Annotated in this window: 12 protein-coding genes and 1 pseudogene; 3 read left to right on the top strand and 10 right to left on the bottom strand. The window is 63.4% G+C overall.

What is annotated here, in order from left to right; genetic code table 11:
* The 7 genes and pseudogenes from AB7D48_RS11000 to rplK form a co-directional block, all read right to left on the bottom strand.
* A pseudogene (locus AB7D48_RS11000) lies at nt 1-104 on the bottom strand (30S ribosomal protein S12); the annotation flags it as partial.
* A gap of 501 nt (nt 105-605) precedes the next feature.
* On the bottom strand, nt 606-4,766 hold the full coding sequence (rpoC, locus tag AB7D48_RS10995; protein WP_427978890.1) for a DNA-directed RNA polymerase subunit beta': 4,161 nt from the start codon (nt 4,764-4,766) through the stop codon (nt 606-608).
* A 55-nt stretch (nt 4,767-4,821) separates the two neighbouring features.
* A complete protein-coding gene (rpoB, locus tag AB7D48_RS10990; protein WP_427978888.1) occupies nt 4,822-9,006 on the bottom strand; it encodes a DNA-directed RNA polymerase subunit beta in 4,185 nt (1,394 codons plus the stop codon).
* Nucleotides 9,007-9,150: 144 nt separating this feature from the next.
* Nucleotides 9,151-9,534, bottom strand: coding sequence for a 50S ribosomal protein L7/L12 (rplL, locus tag AB7D48_RS10985; protein ID WP_427978886.1), 384 nt, complete (start codon nt 9,532-9,534; stop codon nt 9,151-9,153).
* 93 nt (nt 9,535-9,627) lie between these two features.
* Nucleotides 9,628-10,152, bottom strand: coding sequence for a 50S ribosomal protein L10 (gene rplJ / locus AB7D48_RS10980; protein ID WP_427978884.1), 525 nt, complete (start codon nt 10,150-10,152; stop codon nt 9,628-9,630).
* Nucleotides 10,153-10,414: 262 nt separating this feature from the next.
* On the bottom strand, nt 10,415-11,104 hold the full coding sequence (rplA, locus tag AB7D48_RS10975) for a 50S ribosomal protein L1 (RefSeq protein WP_427978881.1): 690 nt from the start codon (nt 11,102-11,104) through the stop codon (nt 10,415-10,417).
* 4 nt (nt 11,105-11,108) lie between these two features.
* Entirely contained in the window at nt 11,109-11,543 is a 435-nt protein-coding gene (gene rplK / locus AB7D48_RS10970) for a 50S ribosomal protein L11 (protein ID WP_427978879.1), read from the bottom strand.
* A gap of 172 nt (nt 11,544-11,715) precedes the next feature.
* Here rplK and pncA point away from each other — a divergent pair, with 172 nt between their 5' ends.
* Both pncA and AB7D48_RS10960 read left to right on the top strand, forming a co-directional pair.
* Nucleotides 11,716-12,345, top strand: a complete 630-nt coding sequence (pncA, locus tag AB7D48_RS10965; protein WP_427978876.1) for a bifunctional nicotinamidase/pyrazinamidase — start codon at nt 11,716-11,718, stop codon at nt 12,343-12,345.
* A 16-nt stretch (nt 12,346-12,361) separates the two neighbouring features.
* Entirely contained in the window at nt 12,362-12,703 is a 342-nt protein-coding gene (locus AB7D48_RS10960; RefSeq protein ID WP_427978873.1) for a VOC family protein, read from the top strand.
* Nucleotides 12,704-12,771: 68 nt separating this feature from the next.
* Here the strand turns inward: AB7D48_RS10960 and AB7D48_RS10955 are convergent, their stop codons facing one another.
* Complete coding sequence (locus AB7D48_RS10955; RefSeq protein ID WP_427978870.1) at nt 12,772-13,419, bottom strand: cold-shock protein; 648 nt, start codon at nt 13,417-13,419, stop codon at nt 12,772-12,774.
* A 243-nt stretch (nt 13,420-13,662) separates the two neighbouring features.
* Between AB7D48_RS10955 and AB7D48_RS10950 the strand changes: the two genes are divergently transcribed.
* Nucleotides 13,663-15,402 (top strand): DEAD/DEAH box helicase, encoded by a 1,740-nt coding sequence (locus AB7D48_RS10950; protein WP_427978867.1) that lies wholly within the window; start codon nt 13,663-13,665, stop codon nt 15,400-15,402.
* A gap of 175 nt (nt 15,403-15,577) precedes the next feature.
* Here the strand turns inward: AB7D48_RS10950 and lexA are convergent, their stop codons facing one another.
* Together lexA and AB7D48_RS10940 are read right to left on the bottom strand one after the other, a co-directional pair.
* Nucleotides 15,578-16,279 (bottom strand): transcriptional repressor LexA, encoded by a 702-nt coding sequence (lexA, locus tag AB7D48_RS10945; protein ID WP_427978864.1) that lies wholly within the window; start codon nt 16,277-16,279, stop codon nt 15,578-15,580.
* Between the two features lie 86 nt (nt 16,280-16,365).
* Nucleotides 16,366-17,562, bottom strand: a complete 1,197-nt coding sequence (locus AB7D48_RS10940; protein WP_427978861.1) for a molybdopterin molybdotransferase MoeA — start codon at nt 17,560-17,562, stop codon at nt 16,366-16,368.
* Between the last annotated feature and the right edge of the window lie 8 nt (nt 17,563-17,570).

Below are 17,570 nucleotides of genomic sequence, written 5' to 3'. Positions count from 1 at the left end.
GTGCAAACGCCACGCTTCTGGGGGCAGCCCTCCAGGGCCGGCACCTTGTTGCGCTTGGACGCCGGCTCGCGGCCCTTGGCGATCAACTGGTTAATGGTCGGCATATCTCATCCTGCTACGTGTTCAAAGCCCGGATTCCAGGGCTGGGATCGGGTCTGTCCATAAGAAAGCGCCGCTAAGGTGGTATGGAACCCTACCTTACGGACTGCTTATCCAGCACGCGGCCTAGGTGCGTGATTTCCGCACGGCGCCGCACGCGCCAGATTTTTACAGACGACCCGGCCCCGGAAGTCCGGAACCGCGAGAGCGCTCTCCTTAGAAGCGGCCTTCCCCCAAGTCAAGCGATTCTCCTGCGCCAAATCGTAAGAAAAACGCAGAGTTCCGGAATCTTCATGGCTACTCGGGCGGGATCGCAACTCTCGGCGTGCGCCGGTTTCGCCATCAGGGGTGAAAGCAAGGCCCGACTCCTCATGAATCCATCCCGAATCAAAACGGCACCCCGAAGGGTGCCGTTGCGACGCCTATATATAAAGAACCGAGTCGAGCCTCTCGGACATCGCGCAAGGCCCCCAAGGCGCGGATCAGGCGGCTCTCGCCGCCTGATCTTATTCCGCCGCCAGATCCGGCTTAGGCGCGGCCCCACCCTTGCTGCCCAGCGCCTGCCGGTCGCGCCCGGCCGCGATGGAGCGCAGACGGTTCATCACCGAGCCCGTGCCGGCGGGGATCAGACGGCCGACGATGACGTTCTCCTTCAGACCGGTCAGCATATCGTTCTTGCCGGCTGTCGCGGCCTCCGTGAGAACGCGCGTGGTCTCCTGGAAGGAAGCGGCGGAGATGAAGCTCTGCGTCTGCAAGGAGGCCTTGGTGATGCCCTGAAGCACCGGCAGGGCCACGGCCGGGCGTTCATCCACGGCCAGCTTGGCGTTCTCCTGCTCAAACTCCACCCGATCCACCAGCTCGCCGACCAGGAAGGTCGTATCGCCGGCTTCGGTGATCTCGACCTTCTGCAGCATCTGGCGGACGATCACTTCAATATGCTTGTCGTTGATCTTCACGCCCTGCAGCCGGTAAACATCCTGGATTTCGTTGACCAGATAATCCGACAAGGCCTCCACGCCCAGCACGCGCAGAATGTCGTGCGGCACGCGCGGACCATCCACCAGCGGATCGCCCAGACGGACATAATCCCCCTCCTGCACGGAGACATGCTTGCCCTTGGGGATCAGATATTCGGTCTCCTCGCCGGTCTCATCGTTCTTCACGATGATGCGGCGCTTGGCCTTGTAATCCTTGCCAAACTCCACGCGGCCATCGATTTCGGCGATGATCGCATGATCCTTCGGACGGCGCGCCTCGAACAATTCCGCCACGCGCGGCAGACCACCGGTAATGTCGCGGGTCTTGGAGCCTTCGCGGGGGATACGCGCCAGCACGTCGCCCGCCGCCACCGTGGCACCGGATTCGATCGACAGGATCGAGTCCGGCGACAGGAAGTACCGGGCCTCGGTGCCATTGGCCAGACGCAGGATCTCGCCGTTGGAGTCCTTCAGGAGCAGGCGCGGCCGCAGATCCGCCCCACGGGCCGACTGCTTATAGTCCACCACCACCTTGGAGGTGAGGCCGGTGACCTCGTCGGTCCGCTCCACCAGGGTCACACCCTCGATCAAGTCGGCATATTCCACGATACCGGCGCGCTCGGTGATGATCGGCAGGGTGTACGGATCCCACTCGGCCAGCTTCTGGCCACGCGCCACCTCCGCTCCCTCATCCACCAGCAGGCGGGCGCCGTAAGGCACACGGAAGCGGGCACGCTCGCGCTTGCCGGCATCCGTGAGGATGATTTCACAGTTACGGCTCATCACCACCGGCACGCCGGCGGAGTTGGTGACAACCGCGCGGTTGCGGATGACCACGGAGCCATCGTGGCTGGCCTCGACATTGGATTGCTCGGCGCCACGCTGAGCCGCGCCGCCAATATGGAAAGTACGCATGGTGAGCTGCGTGCCCGGCTCGCCGATGGATTGCGCGGCGATCACCCCCACGGCCTCGCCCACATTCACCGGCGTGCCGCGCGCCAAGTCGCGCCCATAGCATTTCGCGCAGACGGCGATCTTGGTGTCGCATGTCAGCACGGAGCGGATCTTCACCGTCTCGATACCCGCCTTTTCGATCTTCTCGGCATGCGCCTCCTCGATCAGCTCGTTGCGGGCCACGATGACTTCGCCACTATTATGGTCCACCACGTCCTCGGCCGCGGTACGGCCCAAAACGCGCTCGGCCAGGCTGGCGACAATCTCACCGCCATCGCGCACCGCGCTAACGGTCAGGCCACGCTCAGTGCCGCAATCATCCTCGATGATGATGCAATCCTGCGCGACATCGACCAGACGACGGGTGAGATAGCCGGAGTTCGCGGTCTTCAACGCCGTATCCGCGAGCCCCTTGCGGGCGCCGTGGGTGGAGTTGAAGTAATCGAGAACCGAGAGACCTTCCTTGAAGTTCGCGATGATCGGCTGCTCGATGATCTCACCCGAGGGCTTGGCCATCAGGCCGCGCATGCCAGCAAGCTGAGACATCTGGGCGGCGGAACCACGCGCACCGGAATGGCTCATCATCCACACGGAGTTGGTGGGCCGGCCCGCCTCCTGGCGCGAGATCTCCTTCATCATCGCGGTGGCGACGAGATCCTTACATTTCGACCAGGCGTCGACCACCTTGTTGTAGCGCTCGCCGGCGGTGATCAGACCGTCCTGATATTGCTGCTCATATTCGCGGACCTCGGCGAGGGTGGTGGACACCAGATTCGCCTTGGAATCGGGGATGCGCATATCGTCCTTGCCAAAGGAGATCCCCGCCCGCGCCGCGTGACGGAAGCCGAGCCCCATCATGCGGTCGCAGAAGATCACCGCCTCCTTCTGTCCGCAATGGCGGTAGACGAGGTCGATCACGTCCTGCACGTTCTTCTTGGTCAGCATGCGGTTGACGACCGAGAAGTTCAGGTTCGTGTTCAACGGCAGCAACTGGCCGATGAGCATGCGCCCTGGCGTGGTGACGACGATGGAGCTTTTCACCTCGCCATCGGCATTCATGTTCTTCATGCGGGCGCGGATCTTGCTGTGCAGCTTGAGCGCCCCGGCGGACAAGGCGAACTCGATCTCGCCCACGGAGCCGAAGGCCGGCGCCTCCTCGTCCTTGGCGGCCAGGAATTCCGGCGTCTCCAGCGACAGATAGTACAAGCCCAGAACGATGTCCTGGCTCGGCACGATGATCGGCTTACCGTTGGCGGGGCTGAGGATGTTGTTGGTGGACATCATCAGCACGCGGCCTTCCAGCTGCGCCTCGATGGAGAGCGGCACATGCACCGCCATCTGATCGCCGTCGAAATCCGCGTTGAAGGCGGTGCAGACCAGCGGGTGAAGCTGGATGGCCTTGCCCTCGATCAGGATCGGCTCGAACGCCTGGATGCCCAGACGATGCAGCGTGGGGGCGCGGTTCAGCATCACCGGATGCTCGCGGATCACCTCTTCGAGGATGTCCCACACTTCCGGGCGCTCTTTCTCCACCATGCGCTTGGCGGCCTTGATGGTGGTGGCCAGGCCGTATTTCTCCAGCTTGGCGTAGATGAAGGGCTTGAACAGCTCCAACGCCATTTTTTTCGGCAGGCCGCATTGGTGCAGCTTGAGTTCAGGCCCCACCACGATGACCGAACGACCGGAATAATCGACGCGTTTGCCGAGCAGGTTCTGGCGGAACCGGCCCTGCTTACCCTTCAGCATATCCGAGAGGGATTTCAGCGGGCGCTTATTGGTGCCGGTGATGGCGCGGCCGCGCCGGCCATTATCGAACAGCGCGTCCACCGATTCCTGCAGCATGCGCTTCTCGTTGCGCACGATGATGTCCGGCGCGCGCAGCTCCATCAGCCGCTTCAGACGGTTATTGCGGTTGATGACGCGGCGGTACAGATCGTTCAGGTCGGAAGTGGCGAAGCGGCCGCCATCCAGCGGCACCAGCGGGCGCAGCTCGGGCGGGATCACCGGGATCACGTCCAGCACCATCCATTCCGGATGGGTGCCGGATTCGAGGAAGTTCTCGATCAGCTTCAGCCGCTTGACCAGCTTCTTGCGCTTGGTCTCGGAATTGGTCTCCTTCAGCTCAAGCCGCATCTCGGCGCGCGTCTCGGCAAGGTCGATACCCATCAGGATGGACTTGATGGCCTCGGCGCCGATGCCCGCGCGGAACGCATCCTCTCCAAACTCATCCTGCTTGTTGAACATCTCGTCCTCGGAGATGAGCTGGTGCAGCTTGAGATCGGTCGTGCCCGGTTCGAGAACGATATAGCTCTCGAAATACAGCACCTTCTCGACATCCTTCAGGGTCATGTCGAGCATGGTGGCGATGCGGGACGGCAGGGATTTCAGGAACCAGATATGCGCGACCGGGGAGGCCAGCTCGATATGGCCCATGCGCTCACGGCGCACCTTGGCCAGCGTGACTTCCACGCCGCATTTCTCGCAGATGATGCCACGAAACTTCATACGCTTGTACTTGCCGCACAAGCATTCATAATCCTTGATCGGCCCGAAGATGCGGGCACAGAACAGGCCGTCGCGCTCGGGCTTGAAGGTCCGGTAGTTGATCGTCTCAGGCTTCTTGATCTCGCCGTAAGACCAGCTGCGGATCTGCTCCGGGGAAGCGATCTGGATCTTGATCTGGTCGAAGGACGCGGTCTGGCCCGCGTTCCCGAGAATCTTCATCAAATCATTCATTACGCAACATCCTTATCTTGGCCTGGCATCCTGCACTCGTTCCGGAACACCGGCCTCAAGAGGCCGACTGCTCCAGATCGACGTTCAGGCCCAAGGATTTCAGTTCCTTCAGCAGCACGTTGAAGCTTTCGGGGATACCGGCTTCAAAGTTATCCTGCTCGCGCACGATCGCCTCATAGACCTTGGTGCGGCCAGAAACGTCATCGGACTTCACGGTCAGCATTTCCTGCAACGTGTAGGCCGCGCCATAGGCTTCCAGCGCCCACACTTCCATCTCACCGAAGCGCTGACCGCCGAACTGCGCCTTGCCGCCCAGCGGCTGCTGGGTGACGAGCGAATACGGGCCGATGGAGCGGGCATGGATCTTGTCATCGACGAGATGGTGCAGCTTGAGCATGTACATATATCCGACCGTGACCTTACGCTCGAACGGCTCCCCCGTGCGGCCATCGATCAGCGTGCTCTGGCCGGAGACATCCACACCGGCCTTGGCCAGCATCTCCTCAATGTCCGGGATACGGGCGCCATCGAACACCGGGGTGGCGATGGGCACACCCTTGGTGACGTTACGGGACAGCTCGACCAGCGCATCGTCATCGAGATCCTTGATCTGCTCCTCGAAGATCTCCGCGCCATAGGCGAGTTTCAGCCGCTCCAGCAGTTCCTGGCGGGCTTCGCCGGTGCGGCGATACTCCTCCACCGCGCGGCCGATCTGCTTGCCAAGATTGGCGCAGGCCCAACCCAAATGCACTTCCAGGATCTGCCCCACATTCATGCGCGAGGGCACGCCCAGCGGGTTCAGCACGAGGTCAACCGCCGTGCCATCCTCCAGGAAGGGCATATCCTCCACCGGCACGACGCGGGAGACGACACCCTTGTTACCGTGACGCCCGGCCATCTTGTCGCCAGGCTGCAGCTTGCGCTTCACCGCCACGAACACCTTGACCATCTTCATCACGCCGGGAAGCAGCTCGTCGCCGCGCTGAAGCTTCTCGACCTTGCTTTCGAAGCGGTCCTGAAGCTTCTTCACGGCGGCGTCGAATTCGCGCTTCATCAGCTCGATATTCGCCATCACCGCATCGTCCTGCACGACGATGTTACGCCAGGCGCCGCGCGGATGCTCGGCCAGAACCTCGGAGGTAATGTCCGTGCCAGCCTTGAGCCCCTTGAAGCCAGACCCCGCGACCTGACCGATCAGCGCCTCGCGCAGACGGTTGAGGAAGGCACGCTCCTGAATGCCCTTCTCATCGTCGCGGTCCTTGGCCAGGCGCTCGATCTCGGCGCGTTCGATCGCCAGGGCGCGCTCGTCCTTGTCCACGCCGCGGCGGTTGAACACGCGCACATCGACGATGGTGCCGGACGTACCGGGCGGCAGCCGCAGCGAGGTATCGCGCACATCGGAGGCCTTCTCGCCGAAGATGGCACGCAGCAGCTTTTCTTCCGGCGTCATCGGGCTTTCGCCCTTGGGCGTCACCTTGCCAACCAGAATATCGCCCGGATTCACCTCGGCGCCGATATAGACGATGCCCGCCTCGTCGAGGTTGCGCAAAGCCTCCTCGCCGACATTCGGGATATCCCGGGTGATTTCCTCCTGACCCAGCTTGGTGTCGCGGGCCATCACCTCGAACTCCTCGATATGGATCGAGGTGAAGACGTCATCCTTGGCGATCCGCTCGGAGATCAGGATGGAGTCCTCGAAATTATAGCCGTTCCAGGGCATGAAGGCGCATAGCGCGTTCCGGCCCAGCGCCAGCTCGCCCAGCTCGGTGGAGGGACCATCGGCGATGATGTCGCCGGCGGCAACCCGGTCGCCCACCTTCACCAGCGGACGCTGGTTGATGCAGGTGCTCTGGTTGGAGCGCATATATTTACGCAGCCGGTAAATATCGACACCCTGGGTCATGCCATCCTCGCCGGTGGCCCGCACCACGATGCGGGCACCGTCGATCTGGTCGACAATTCCCGAACGCTTGGCGACGATGGTGGCGCCGGAATCGCGGGCCACGGCGGCTTCCATGCCGGTACCGACGATTGGCGCGTCCGAACGGATCAGCGGCACCGCCTGGCGCTGCATGTTGGAGCCCATCAGCGCACGGTTGGCGTCGTCGTTCTCAAGGAACGGGATCAACGCGGCGGCAACGGAGACGAGCTGCTTGGGCGACACGTCGATTGCGGTGACATCGTCGGGCTTGACCATCAAGAAGTCGCCATTGCGGCGCACGGAGACGAGGTCGTCCTTCAGTGTGCCGTCCTCGCCCTTATGAGCATCGGCCTGGGCCACCACCAGACGTTCTTCCTCCATCGCGGAGAGATACTTGTACTCCGGCTGCACCACGCCTTCCTGCACCAGCTGGTACGGGGTTTCGATGAAGCCGTACTTGTTCACCTTGGCGTAGGTGGCCAGCGAGTTGATCAGACCGATATTCGGGCCTTCCGGCGTCTCGATCGGGCAGATGCGGCCATAATGGGTAGGGTGCACGTCGCGCACCTCAAAGCCGGCGCGCTCACGGGTCAGACCGCCCGGCCCGAGGGCGGAAAGGCGGCGCTTATGCGTCACCTCGGAAAGCGGGTTGGTCTGGTCCATGAACTGGCTGAGCTGGCTGGAGCCGAAAAATTCGCGCACGGCGGCGGCGGCGGGCTTGGCGTTGATGAGGTCGTGCGGCATCACGCTGTCGATGTCGACGGAGCCCATGCGCTCGCGGATCGCGCGCTCCATGCGCAGCAGGCCGACGCGGTACTGATTCTCCATCAGCTCGCCGACGGAACGCACGCGGCGATTGCCGAGATTGTCGATGTCGTCGATCGCGCCGCGCCCGTCCTTCAGCTCATTCATGATCTTGAGGGTGCGCAGAATATCGTCCTTGCGCAGCACGCGCACGGTGTCCGGCACATCGATGCCCAGGCGCATATTCATCTTCACGCGGCCCACGGCCGAGAGATCATAGCGGTCGGCATCGAAGAAAAGCCCCTTGAACAAGGCTTCGGCGGTCTCGGAGGTCGGCGGCTCACCCGGGCGCATGACACGGTAGATGTCGATCAGCGCATCCTCGCGGTTGGCGTTCTTGTCCGCCGCCAGGGTGTTGCGGATCCACGGGCCGTTCTGCTGGTCGATGGCCAGCGTCGGCAGCTCGTCGATCCCCTTATCTTCCAAGGCCGTCAGCTTCTGCTCGGTCAGCTCTTCCCCGGCTTCGCCAAAAATCTCGCCCGTGTTGGGGTCGTAGATATCCTCCGCCAGGAAACGGCCGGCCAGATCGGCGCGGGCGACCAGCACATTCTTGGTTTTTTCCGCGATCTTGCGCACGGTGCGCGCGGTCAGCTTATCCTCGACCTTGGCGACAACCTCGCCGGTCTCGGCATCCACCAGATCCTCGATCAGCTTGACATTGCGGAAGGCCTCGGCCTCGAACGGGCGAGACCATTGCCCCTTCTGTTTGGTGAAGATCACCTTGCCATAGAAGAAATTCAGGATTTCCTCGGAATCCATCCCCTTGATCTCGCCGATCTCGACCGTCTCGCCCTTGGCCTCGCGTGCTTGGGCCAGCGCCTCGGTGGCGGCGGAGGGCAGCGCATAGAGCAGCGTGGTGACCGGCAGCTTGCGCTTGCGGTCGATACGCACATAGATCAGATCCTTGGCGTCGAACTCGAAATCGAGCCAGGAACCGCGATAGGGGATGACACGGGCGGTGAAGAGATATTTGCCCGAGCTATGGGTCTTGCCGCGATCATGGTCGAAGAACACGCCCGGCGAACGGTGCATCTGCGAGACGATCACGCGCTCGGTGCCATTCACCACGAAGGTGCCGTTATCGGTCATCAACGGCATGTCGCCCATATAGACAGGCTGCTCTTTAATGTCGCGGATGGAGCGCGCGCCGGTATCCTCATCCAGATCCCAGACGATCAGACGCAGGATCACCTTCAGCGGGGCGGCATAGGTCATGCCGCGCTGGATGCATTCCTCGACATCGTATTTCGGCTCTTCGAGCTCGTAATATACGAACTCCAGGCGCCCCCGCCCGGCGAAATCATCGATCGGGAAGACCGACTTGAACACTTCCTGCAAACCGGAATTGGTGCGCGCATCCGGCTTCACATTCATCTGCAGGAAGGAATCGTAGCTCGCCCGCTGCACGTCGATGAGGTTCGGCATCGGCGCGACCTCAGGGATACGGCTGAAGCTCTTGCGAATGCGCTTGCGGCTGGTGAAAGACCCTTTGCCAAAACCATTGATCGCGTTCATCGCATCACCCTCGGTCAGATTTGATCGTCGTCTAAAAAGCGTCGTCTTGTAAAAAACGGGTGGCAGGCGGCCACCAAAAGGTCACCGCCTGTCCCTTTATCCTATACGCGCCACGGCAATATCACGCCGGGACGGAAAGCGGGGTTACTTGACCTCGACAGTCGCGCCCTGCTCTTCCAGCGTCTTCTTGATGGTCGCGGCCTCATCCTTGGAGACATTCTCCTTGACGGTCTTCGGCGCACCCTCGACCAGATCCTTGGCTTCCTTGAGGCCCAGGCCGGTGATGGTGCGGATTTCCTTGATCACGTTGATCTTCTTGTCGCCACCGGCGGCGAGGATCACGGTGAACTCGGTCTGCTCCTCGGCCGGGCCAGCGGCGGCACCGCCACCAGCGGGAGCGGCGGCGGCAACAGCCACCGGCGCGGCGGCGGAGACGCCCCACTTCTCTTCAAGCAGCTTGGAGAGCTCGGCGGCCTCCAGCACGGTCAGCTTCGACAGCTCTTCAACGAGCGCGTTCAGGTCAGCCATTTAAAAAATCCTTCGATAAGATAGGCTTTGTTTGGTTCAATGCAAGGCCGCACCACGCGGCCCCGCGAAAAAGCGGCAAGCGAGCGATAGAATTCAGGCCGCCTCGCCCTTCTGGGAATCGGCATACGCCGAGAAGACCCGCGCAAGTTGTCCGGCCGGAGCCTGCAGAACGCCGGCCACCTTGGTCGCCGGGGCTTGGATGAGCCCCAGGATCTTGGCGCGCAGGCTGTCCAGGGACGGCAGCTCGGAGAGCGCCTTGATGCCGTCGGCATTCAGAACCTGATTGCCGAGGGCACCGCCCAACAGAACGAACTTGTCATTGGTCTTGGCGAAGTCGACGGCAACCTTGGCGGCGGCGACCGGGTCTTGCGACCAAGCCAGCGCCGTGGGCCCCTTCATCAGGGGCGCGATACCGTCGAACCGGGTTCCTTCGAGAGCAAGAAGGGCCAGACGATTCTTCGCAACCTTGAAGCTCACGCCCGCCTCGCGCATCTTGCGGCGCAGAACGGTCACATCCGCCACCGTCATCCCCTTGTTCTGGGTGACGACGACCATGGACGTGTCCGCGAACACCGCAGACAGCTCAGCGACGAATTCACGCTTCTCTATGCGATCCACATCCGTCTCCAACTTGATGGACAGCTTGGCGTTGCCGCCGCCCTGCCCAGGTTACCCAAGCAACCGGGACCATCCCGGCCGCTTTCGCCTGTCCTTTGTCAGAACCACCAAAACCTCGCCGCGAAGCGAAACATTGGCACCCCTCTACCGCGTGCGGGCGAACCCATTAAACCCGAAGGTGCATACGGTCTTGGACAGGTCGGGAGCCTCGCGGCCCCCTGCCCGTTCCGGCCCATGGGCCGGAACGTATCCTCAACCTCCGTCAGGCGACGGAGGAAACATCCACATGCACGCCGGGCCCCATGGTGGAAGAGAGCGCAACCTTCTGCAGGTAGGTCCCCTTCGCGCCCGTCGGCTTCGCCTTCTGGACAGCGTCGATCAGCGCCTTGGCGTTCTCGACCAGCTTGTCGGCCTCGAAGCTCGCCTTGCCGATGCCGGCATGGATGATACCGGCCTTCTCGGCGCGGAACTCAACCTGACCGGACTTGGCGGCGGTGATGGCGCCCTTCACATCCATGGTCACGGTGCCAAGCTTGGGGTTCGGCATCAGGCCGCGCGGGCCCAAGATCTTACCCAGCTTACCGACCACGCCCATCATGTCCGGGGTGGCGATGCAGCGGTCGAACTGGATGTCGCCAGCCTGCACCTTCTCAGCCAGATCGTCGGCACCCACCACGTCCGCGCCAGCGGCCTGGGCTTCCTCGGCCTTGGCGCCGCGAGCGAACACGCCCACGCGCAGGGTCTTGCCCGTGCCGTTCGGCAGCGAGATCAGGCCACGCACCATCTGGTCGGCATGGCGGGGATCGATGCCAAGATTGAGCGAGATCTCGATGGTCTCGTCGAACTTGGCGGTGGCGTTCTTCTTGGCCAGCGCCACGGCGTCGGTCAGGGCGTAGAGCTTGTTACGCTCAACGGTCGCGCGGGCGGCGTTCAGACGCTTGTCATGTGCCATCTTATCAGCCCTCCACCACGGTCAGGCCCATGGAGCGGGCGGACCCCGCCAGCATGCGCACGGCACCGTCAACATCGTTCGCGTTCATGTCCTTCATCTTGGTCGCGGCGATCTCGCGCAGCTGCGCGATGGTCACCTTGCCCACGGCCGCGCCCTTGCCCGGGGTCGTGGTACCCTTGTCGATTCCCGCCGCCTTCTTCAGGAAATAGGTGTTGGGCGGGGTCTTCATGATGAAGGAGAAAGTGCGGTCGGCAAACGCGGTGATCACCACCGGCACCGGCATGCCCGGCTCCATCTGCTGCGTGGCCGCGTTGAATTCCTTCACGAACTGCATGATGTTCAGACCGCGCTGGCCGAGCGCGGGACCCACCGGCGGCGAGGGATTCGCCTTGCCCGCGGGGATCTGCAGCTTGATATAGCCGACAATCTTCTTCGCCATTTCTGGCTCCTTTCATCCCATGAACAGCCGGAACATCCGACCGTCATTGGACCGCGGTTCTGGCGGCCGGGCACACCTGTCCCCTGCCTCCCGCGTTCCGAGGGGCGGAGCCTTAGCTCAACCCCCGGCTCCTGTCTAGCGCCTCTTGAAATTTTCCACTTAGATACAAGCCATGCAAAAACACACCGCCCTCATCGTCGTCGATCTCCAACCCGATTTCTGCCCCGGCGGGGCGCTCGCCGTGCCGGATGGGGACAGCATCGTGCCCTTGGTCAACGAGCTCGGCCAGTCTTTCGAGACCGTGGTGCTGACGCAGGACTGGCACCCGGCGGCGCATGTCTCTTTCGCGGCCAATCATCCCGGCAAGGCGCCGTTCGACAGCATCGACCTCCCCTATGGCCGTCAGGTTCTATGGCCCACCCATTGCGTGATGGACAGCCCCGGCGCCGCGCTGCATCCGGGGCTGAATATCCCCCATGCCAGCCTGATCATCCGCAAGGGCAGCCACAAGGACGTGGACAGCTATTCCGCCTTTCTGGAAGCCGACCGCGCCACCCGCACTGGACTGGATGGCTACCTCGCCTCACGCGGGATCACCGACTTATATATATGCGGCCTCGCGCTGGATTTTTGCGTGGCCTGGACGGCGGAGGATGCAAGGCGATTTGGCTTCGCCGCCGCCATCATCGAGGATGCGGCCCGCGCCATCAATCTCGACGGCTCCCTTGCCGCCGCCTGGACGGGGCTGGAAAAAGCCGGGGTCAGACGGCTGCACAGCTCAGATATTTTCAGCCATGCTTGACCATGTCTCATTGAGGGTGGCCGATTTCCCGGCGAGCCTCGCATTCTACAAGGCGGTTTTTCCGGTCCTGGGCATCACCCTGCTCTATGGCGACAATGCAACCTACGCCGGATTCGGCGTCGCTCCGGAGGCTTTCTTCTGGATCAACGCCTCCGGAACGCCGGGAACCGGCACCCATATCGCCTTCACCACGCGCGACCGCGACACCGTCGACACATTTTACCGCACGGCCCTGGCCGCCGGGGCCAGGGATAATGGCGCTCCAGGATTGCGGCCGCATTATCACCCGGATTATTACGGCGCCTTCGTGTTCGATCCGGATGGCTATAATCTGGAGGCCGTCTGCCATGCCCCTTGAACGGGCGACAGGCGGACGAGCAATAAAAAACCCCGCTCGCGCGGGGTTCTTCGTGATAAAACAGGCGTTCAGCCCAGGCTGATCTCGGAGACCTCGGGCCCCTTGGCGCCCTGAACCACGCTCATCTTCACCGACTGACCTTCCTGCAGCGGGGAAAGACCAGCCGTTTCCAGCGCGGTGGCGTGCACGAACACGTCCTTGCCGCCGCTCTCCGGGCTGATGAAACCGAACCCCTTGGTCGCATTGTACCATTTCACCACACCGACCATTTCCACCGCCGGGCCGGAAGGCTGCTGGCGGGGCGGACGCGGGGCACGGGGACGGTCGAAACCGCCGCCGCCGAAACCGCCGCCACCGCTACGCGGCGGGGGGGCCTCACCCTCGGTCACGGAGATGACTTGATTGACCTGACGGCCCTTCTGGCCCTGGCCAACGCGAATTTGCAGGATGGAGCCCGGCGTAACCGACTGGTAACCCGCGCTTTGCAGGGAATTGGCATGCAGGAACACATCGCCCGAGCCATCGGCCATCTCAACGAAGCCGAACCCCTTTTCGGGATTGTACCACTTCACCGTGGCCTTTGCTTCCGGTGCCGAGGAGGTCGCTCCAAACCCCGAGAAAGACGGCGGGAAGGAAGGAGCGTTGCCATAAAAATTATCGTCGTCGAAACCGCGACGGCGATTCTGCCGCTGCCGGTCATTTTTGGGGGGTCGCACTATAAAAACTGTCCTCTAAAAGACTTTTCGGGGCACCGGGCACAAGCCAAGCGCGAGCAGCATAAGGCAGCCCGTGACAGCCTTCAATCCCGAAATGCAACGCTAGCACGGGCATTTTGGCCAAAATACCCGCCTTTTTCGCATACCAAGCGGCCAAGCCCTGCGTTTACGCCACAAACCGCGCATCTGCCCGGCTAATCCACCGCTTGTTCCCCGGGCGGCCAACCCGTAAGAGCCGCGCCCATGGCCTTTCCCGTCACCAATCCCAGCCTCGCCAAAGCCCTCTCCCAACGCGGCTATGCCGACCCCACCGCGGTGCAGAGTGCCGTCCTGGCCCCTGAAACCAAAGAACGGGACCTGCTGGTCTCCGCCCAGACCGGATCCGGCAAAACCGTCGCCTTCGGGCTGGCGCTGGCCGACACCGTTCTGGGCGAGAGCGAGCGCATGCCCGCCACCCAAGCGCCGCTGGTGCTGGTCATCGCCCCGACACGCGAGCTGGCCTTGCAGGTGCATGCGGAACTCACCTGGCTTTATGAATTCACCGGCGCGCGGATTCTGTCCTGCGTCGGCGGCATGGATCCCCGCCGCGAGGCCCGGCTGCTGGCGGGAGGCTGTCATTTCGTGGTCGGCACGCCGGGGCGGCTGAAGGATCATATCGAGCGTGGCAATCTGCGGCTGGACGAGCTGGAAGCCGTGGTGCTGGACGAGGCGGACGAGATGCTCGATCTCGGCTTCCGGGAAGAGCTGGAATTCATCCTCGGCGCCGCGCCGCAGAGCCGGCGCACCTTGCTGTTCTCGGCCACCATCGCGCGCGAGATCGCGGCGCTCGCGCGTACCTATCAACAGAACGCCCTGCGGATCGACACCGTGGCCGCCAACCAGCCGCACGCGGACATCGAATACCGCGCCGTGCGCGTGGCCGGGCATGAGCTGGAAGGCGCGCTGGTGAATATCCTGCGCGCGCAGGATAGCCGGGCTTTGGTATTCTGCGCCACACGCGACAATGTGCGCACCCTGCACACGAACCTGGTGGCGCGCGGCTTCACCGCCGCCGCGCTGTCTGGCGAGCTTTCCCAGGCCGAGCGCAATGCCGCCCTTTCCGCCCTGCGCGAGGGCCGCGCCCAGGTGTGCATCGCCACCGACGTGGCGGCGCGCGGGCTGGATCTGCCGGACCTCGATCTCGTCATCCATGCCGATTTGCCAACCAACAAGGCCACCTTTCTGCACCGTTCCGGCCGCACGGGGCGCGCCGGGCGCAAGGGGGTCTCGGTGCTGCTGGTAGCGCCAATGCGCCGCCGCCGGGCCGAGATGCTGCTGCGCGAGGCCAATGCCGAGGCGATCTGGGTCGATCCCCCGACGAAGGAGGATATCCGCGCCAAGGACGAGGAGCGGTTGCTAAACCATGCATTGCTGCGGGGCACGCCCAGCGAAACCACCCTGGCCCTGGCCGCCAAGCTGCTGGAACGCGCCGCGCCGGACGCGGTCGCGGCGGCCTTCGTGACCTTGGCCCAGGCCAATCTACCTGTCCCGGCGGATGTGACCATCCTTCCACCGGAACCCACCCGCCCGGCCCGCGCGCCGCGCGCGGCCAATGGCGCGCGCAAGGAAACGGGCAATGGCACATGGTTCCGGGTGGCGCTGGGGCGCAAGCAAAACGCCGATCCGCGTTGGCTGGTTCCGCTGATTTGCAAGGCGGGTGGCATCACCAAGCAGGAGATCGGCAGCATCCGCATCTTCGACCGGGAGACGAAATTCGAGATCGCCCCGCATGTTGCACAGGCATTTGCCCATGCCGCCGCCGGGCAAGGCGAGGCGCGAATCGAACCCGCCGCCCCTCCCGGCGTGGCCCGGCCGCATTATGACGGGCCAGCCAAACCCGCCTTCAAGCCAAAATCCCCGGGCGACAAGGCGCCTAATGCCAAGCCCGGCGGCAAGCTGAGCGAACAGCAGCGGCGGCGGCGCAATCAAACCAAGAAATTCTAAACGGCGCGCCGCCGCCCTCACGGGGCCGGTGCCCCTCTTTTTGAACGCGCGCAAGATTTCAAGGGGTTGGGGCGACTTTCACAAGCGCCCCACCCGCCGTGAAAATCGTAAATGATTTCAGGCTATCGACTGACCAGCCCCTTGGAGCGGCGGCTCAGTCCAAGCCGCAAAGACTTTAATATTGCCGGAGCAGCGCCACCAGCCGGCCCTGCACGCGCACGCGTTCAGCCGGAAAAATCCGCGTCTCGTAATTCACATTGGCGGGCTCCAGGGCGATAGACTGCCCCTTCCGGCGCAACCGCTTCAGCGTCACCTCGTTCTCATCGACCAGCGCCACGATGATCTGCCCGTTATCGGCATTGTCTCCACGGCGGATGATGACCGTATCCCCATTCAGAATTCCGGCCTCGATCATCGAATCGCCCTCAACCGTGAGGGCGAAATGCTCGCCCCCGCCCAGCAGGGACATCGGCACTTCGACCGTTTCCTCATTGTCGCGCAAAGCCTCGATCGGCAGGCCGGCGGCGATCTTGCCATAAAGCGGCAGGGAAATGGCGCCTGCTTCCGCCGCCTCGGCACGCAAACCCGGCAGACGGGAGGAAAAATTACCCTGGATCACATTGGGCGCGAAGCCGCGCGCCTCCGGCTGGCGGGGGCTGAGATCCTGCGGCAGTTTCGTGACCTCCAGAGCGCGGGCGCGATGCTTGTGGCGGCGCAAAAACCCCCGTTCCTCCAGCGCCGAGATCAGCCGGTGAATGCCGGATTTGGAGCGCAGATCCAGCGCCTCCTTCATCTCCTCGAAGCTGGGGCTACAACCGGTCTCGCGCAGATGTTTGTCGATGAATAACAGCAATTCATGCTGCTTGGGGGTGAGCATCGAACGTCTCCGGGAATGAAAGCCTTTGGAAAAAAGCGTAAACTCACAGATGTTCTAGTTTAGTTCTCGTTTTCGCGTCAACCCTGTCAAGCCATGCCGAGGCGCAAAATCTCGACATTTTCACCCGCTTCCGCCGCGGGAGCATGCGCGGGGCGACGAATCAGCGCCTGAGCTCCAGCCAGGGCGAGCAACATGCCGGAATCCTGCACCCGCAGCGGTGTCGCCACCCAGCCAGCACCGTCGTACACCAAATGCGCGCGGACATAATCCTCCCGCCGGTCATTCGCCTTCATGGGCACCCCCAGCCGGGCCTGCTCCAGCACGGGCCCGGCCGTCGGCACCCCACCCAGCAGATCCATGGCACCCGCCAGGAACAAAACCGCGCAAACATAGGCTGAAACCGGATTGCCGGGCAGCCCCAGCACGGGCAGCCCATCGATGGCACCGAAGATCAGCGGCTTGCCTGGACGCATGGCGATTTTCCAAAAATCCAGCGCGAATCCCTGGCACTTCAACCCGGCCAGCACCAGGTCGTGCGCGCCCACGCTGGCCCCACCAGTGGTCACCAGCAGGTCCGCGCCGCGCGCCTCGGCCGCGCCAAGCGCCACCGCATCCTCGGTGTCTCTGGCGATGGGCAGCAACAGCGCCTCACCGCCCCAGGCCGAGACAAAGGCCGCCAGCAGCCCGGCATTGGCATTGACGATGCCCCCCTCCGGCACAGGCTCACCCGGCAAGGCGATTTCATCGCCAGTGCAGAGAATCGCAATACGCGGACGGCGATGCACGCAAAGCCAGGGATGCCCCGCCGCCGCCGCCACCCCGATATCGCGCGCGGAAAGCCGCTGCCCCGCCGGTAACACCTCGTCACCGGCGACGAAATCCTGCCCGGCGCGGCGTATATGCCGCCCCGCCCCGACAGGTTCGTTCACCAGAATATCCTCGCCCTCCACCAGGGTGTTTTCCTGGATCAGCACCGCATCCGCGCCCGCCGGCAGCACACTGCCGGTGAAAATCCGCACAGCCTCACCACCGCCGACACCGCCCGCGAAAGGATGCCCCGCCGCCGCCTGCCCGGTCACCCGCAGCCTGGCCCCCGCCCGCGTGTCATCCGCGCGCACCGCATAGCCGTCCATGGCCGAGAGATTGGCTGGCGGCACGGTAAAGCGTGCCACCACGGGCTTGGCCAGCACCCGCCCATGCGCCTGGGCCAGCCCCACCATCTCCACCGGCACCGGTTTCAGCGCGGCGAGAATCCTGGCCCGCGCTTCCTCGACGCTGATCATGCCCCGGT

The sequence above is a fragment of the Acidocella sp. genome, assembly GCF_050253495.1.
Lineage (GTDB): Bacteria > Pseudomonadota > Alphaproteobacteria > Acetobacterales > Acetobacteraceae > Acidocella.
The sequence above is the reverse complement of the archived record's forward strand: the minus strand, read 5'-3'. Positions and strand labels throughout refer to the sequence as shown.

Bases quoted from the DNA above. Each gene is read 5' to 3' on its own strand.
- lexA (WP_427978864.1), bottom strand. From the start codon at position 16,279: ATGCTCACCCCCAAGCAGCATGAATTGCTGTTATTCATCGACAAACAT.
- rplL (WP_427978886.1), bottom strand. From the start codon at position 9,534: ATGGCTGACCTGAACGCGCTCGTTGAAGAGCTGTCGAAGCTGACCGTG.
- AB7D48_RS10950 (WP_427978867.1), top strand. From the start codon at position 13,663: ATGGCCTTTCCCGTCACCAATCCCAGCCTCGCCAAAGCCCTCTCCCAA.
- rpoC (WP_427978890.1), bottom strand. From the start codon at position 4,766: ATGAATGATTTGATGAAGATTCTCGGGAACGCGGGCCAGACCGCGTCC.
- rplK (WP_427978879.1), bottom strand. From the start codon at position 11,543: ATGGCGAAGAAGATTGTCGGCTATATCAAGCTGCAGATCCCCGCGGGC.
- AB7D48_RS10940 (WP_427978861.1), bottom strand. From the start codon at position 17,562: ATGATCAGCGTCGAGGAAGCGCGGGCCAGGATTCTCGCCGCGCTGAAA.
- pncA (WP_427978876.1), top strand. From the start codon at position 11,716: ATGCAAAAACACACCGCCCTCATCGTCGTCGATCTCCAACCCGATTTC.
- rpoB (WP_427978888.1), bottom strand. From the start codon at position 9,006: ATGAACGCGATCAATGGTTTTGGCAAAGGGTCTTTCACCAGCCGCAAG.
- rplA (WP_427978881.1), bottom strand. From the start codon at position 11,104: ATGGCACATGACAAGCGTCTGAACGCCGCCCGCGCGACCGTTGAGCGT.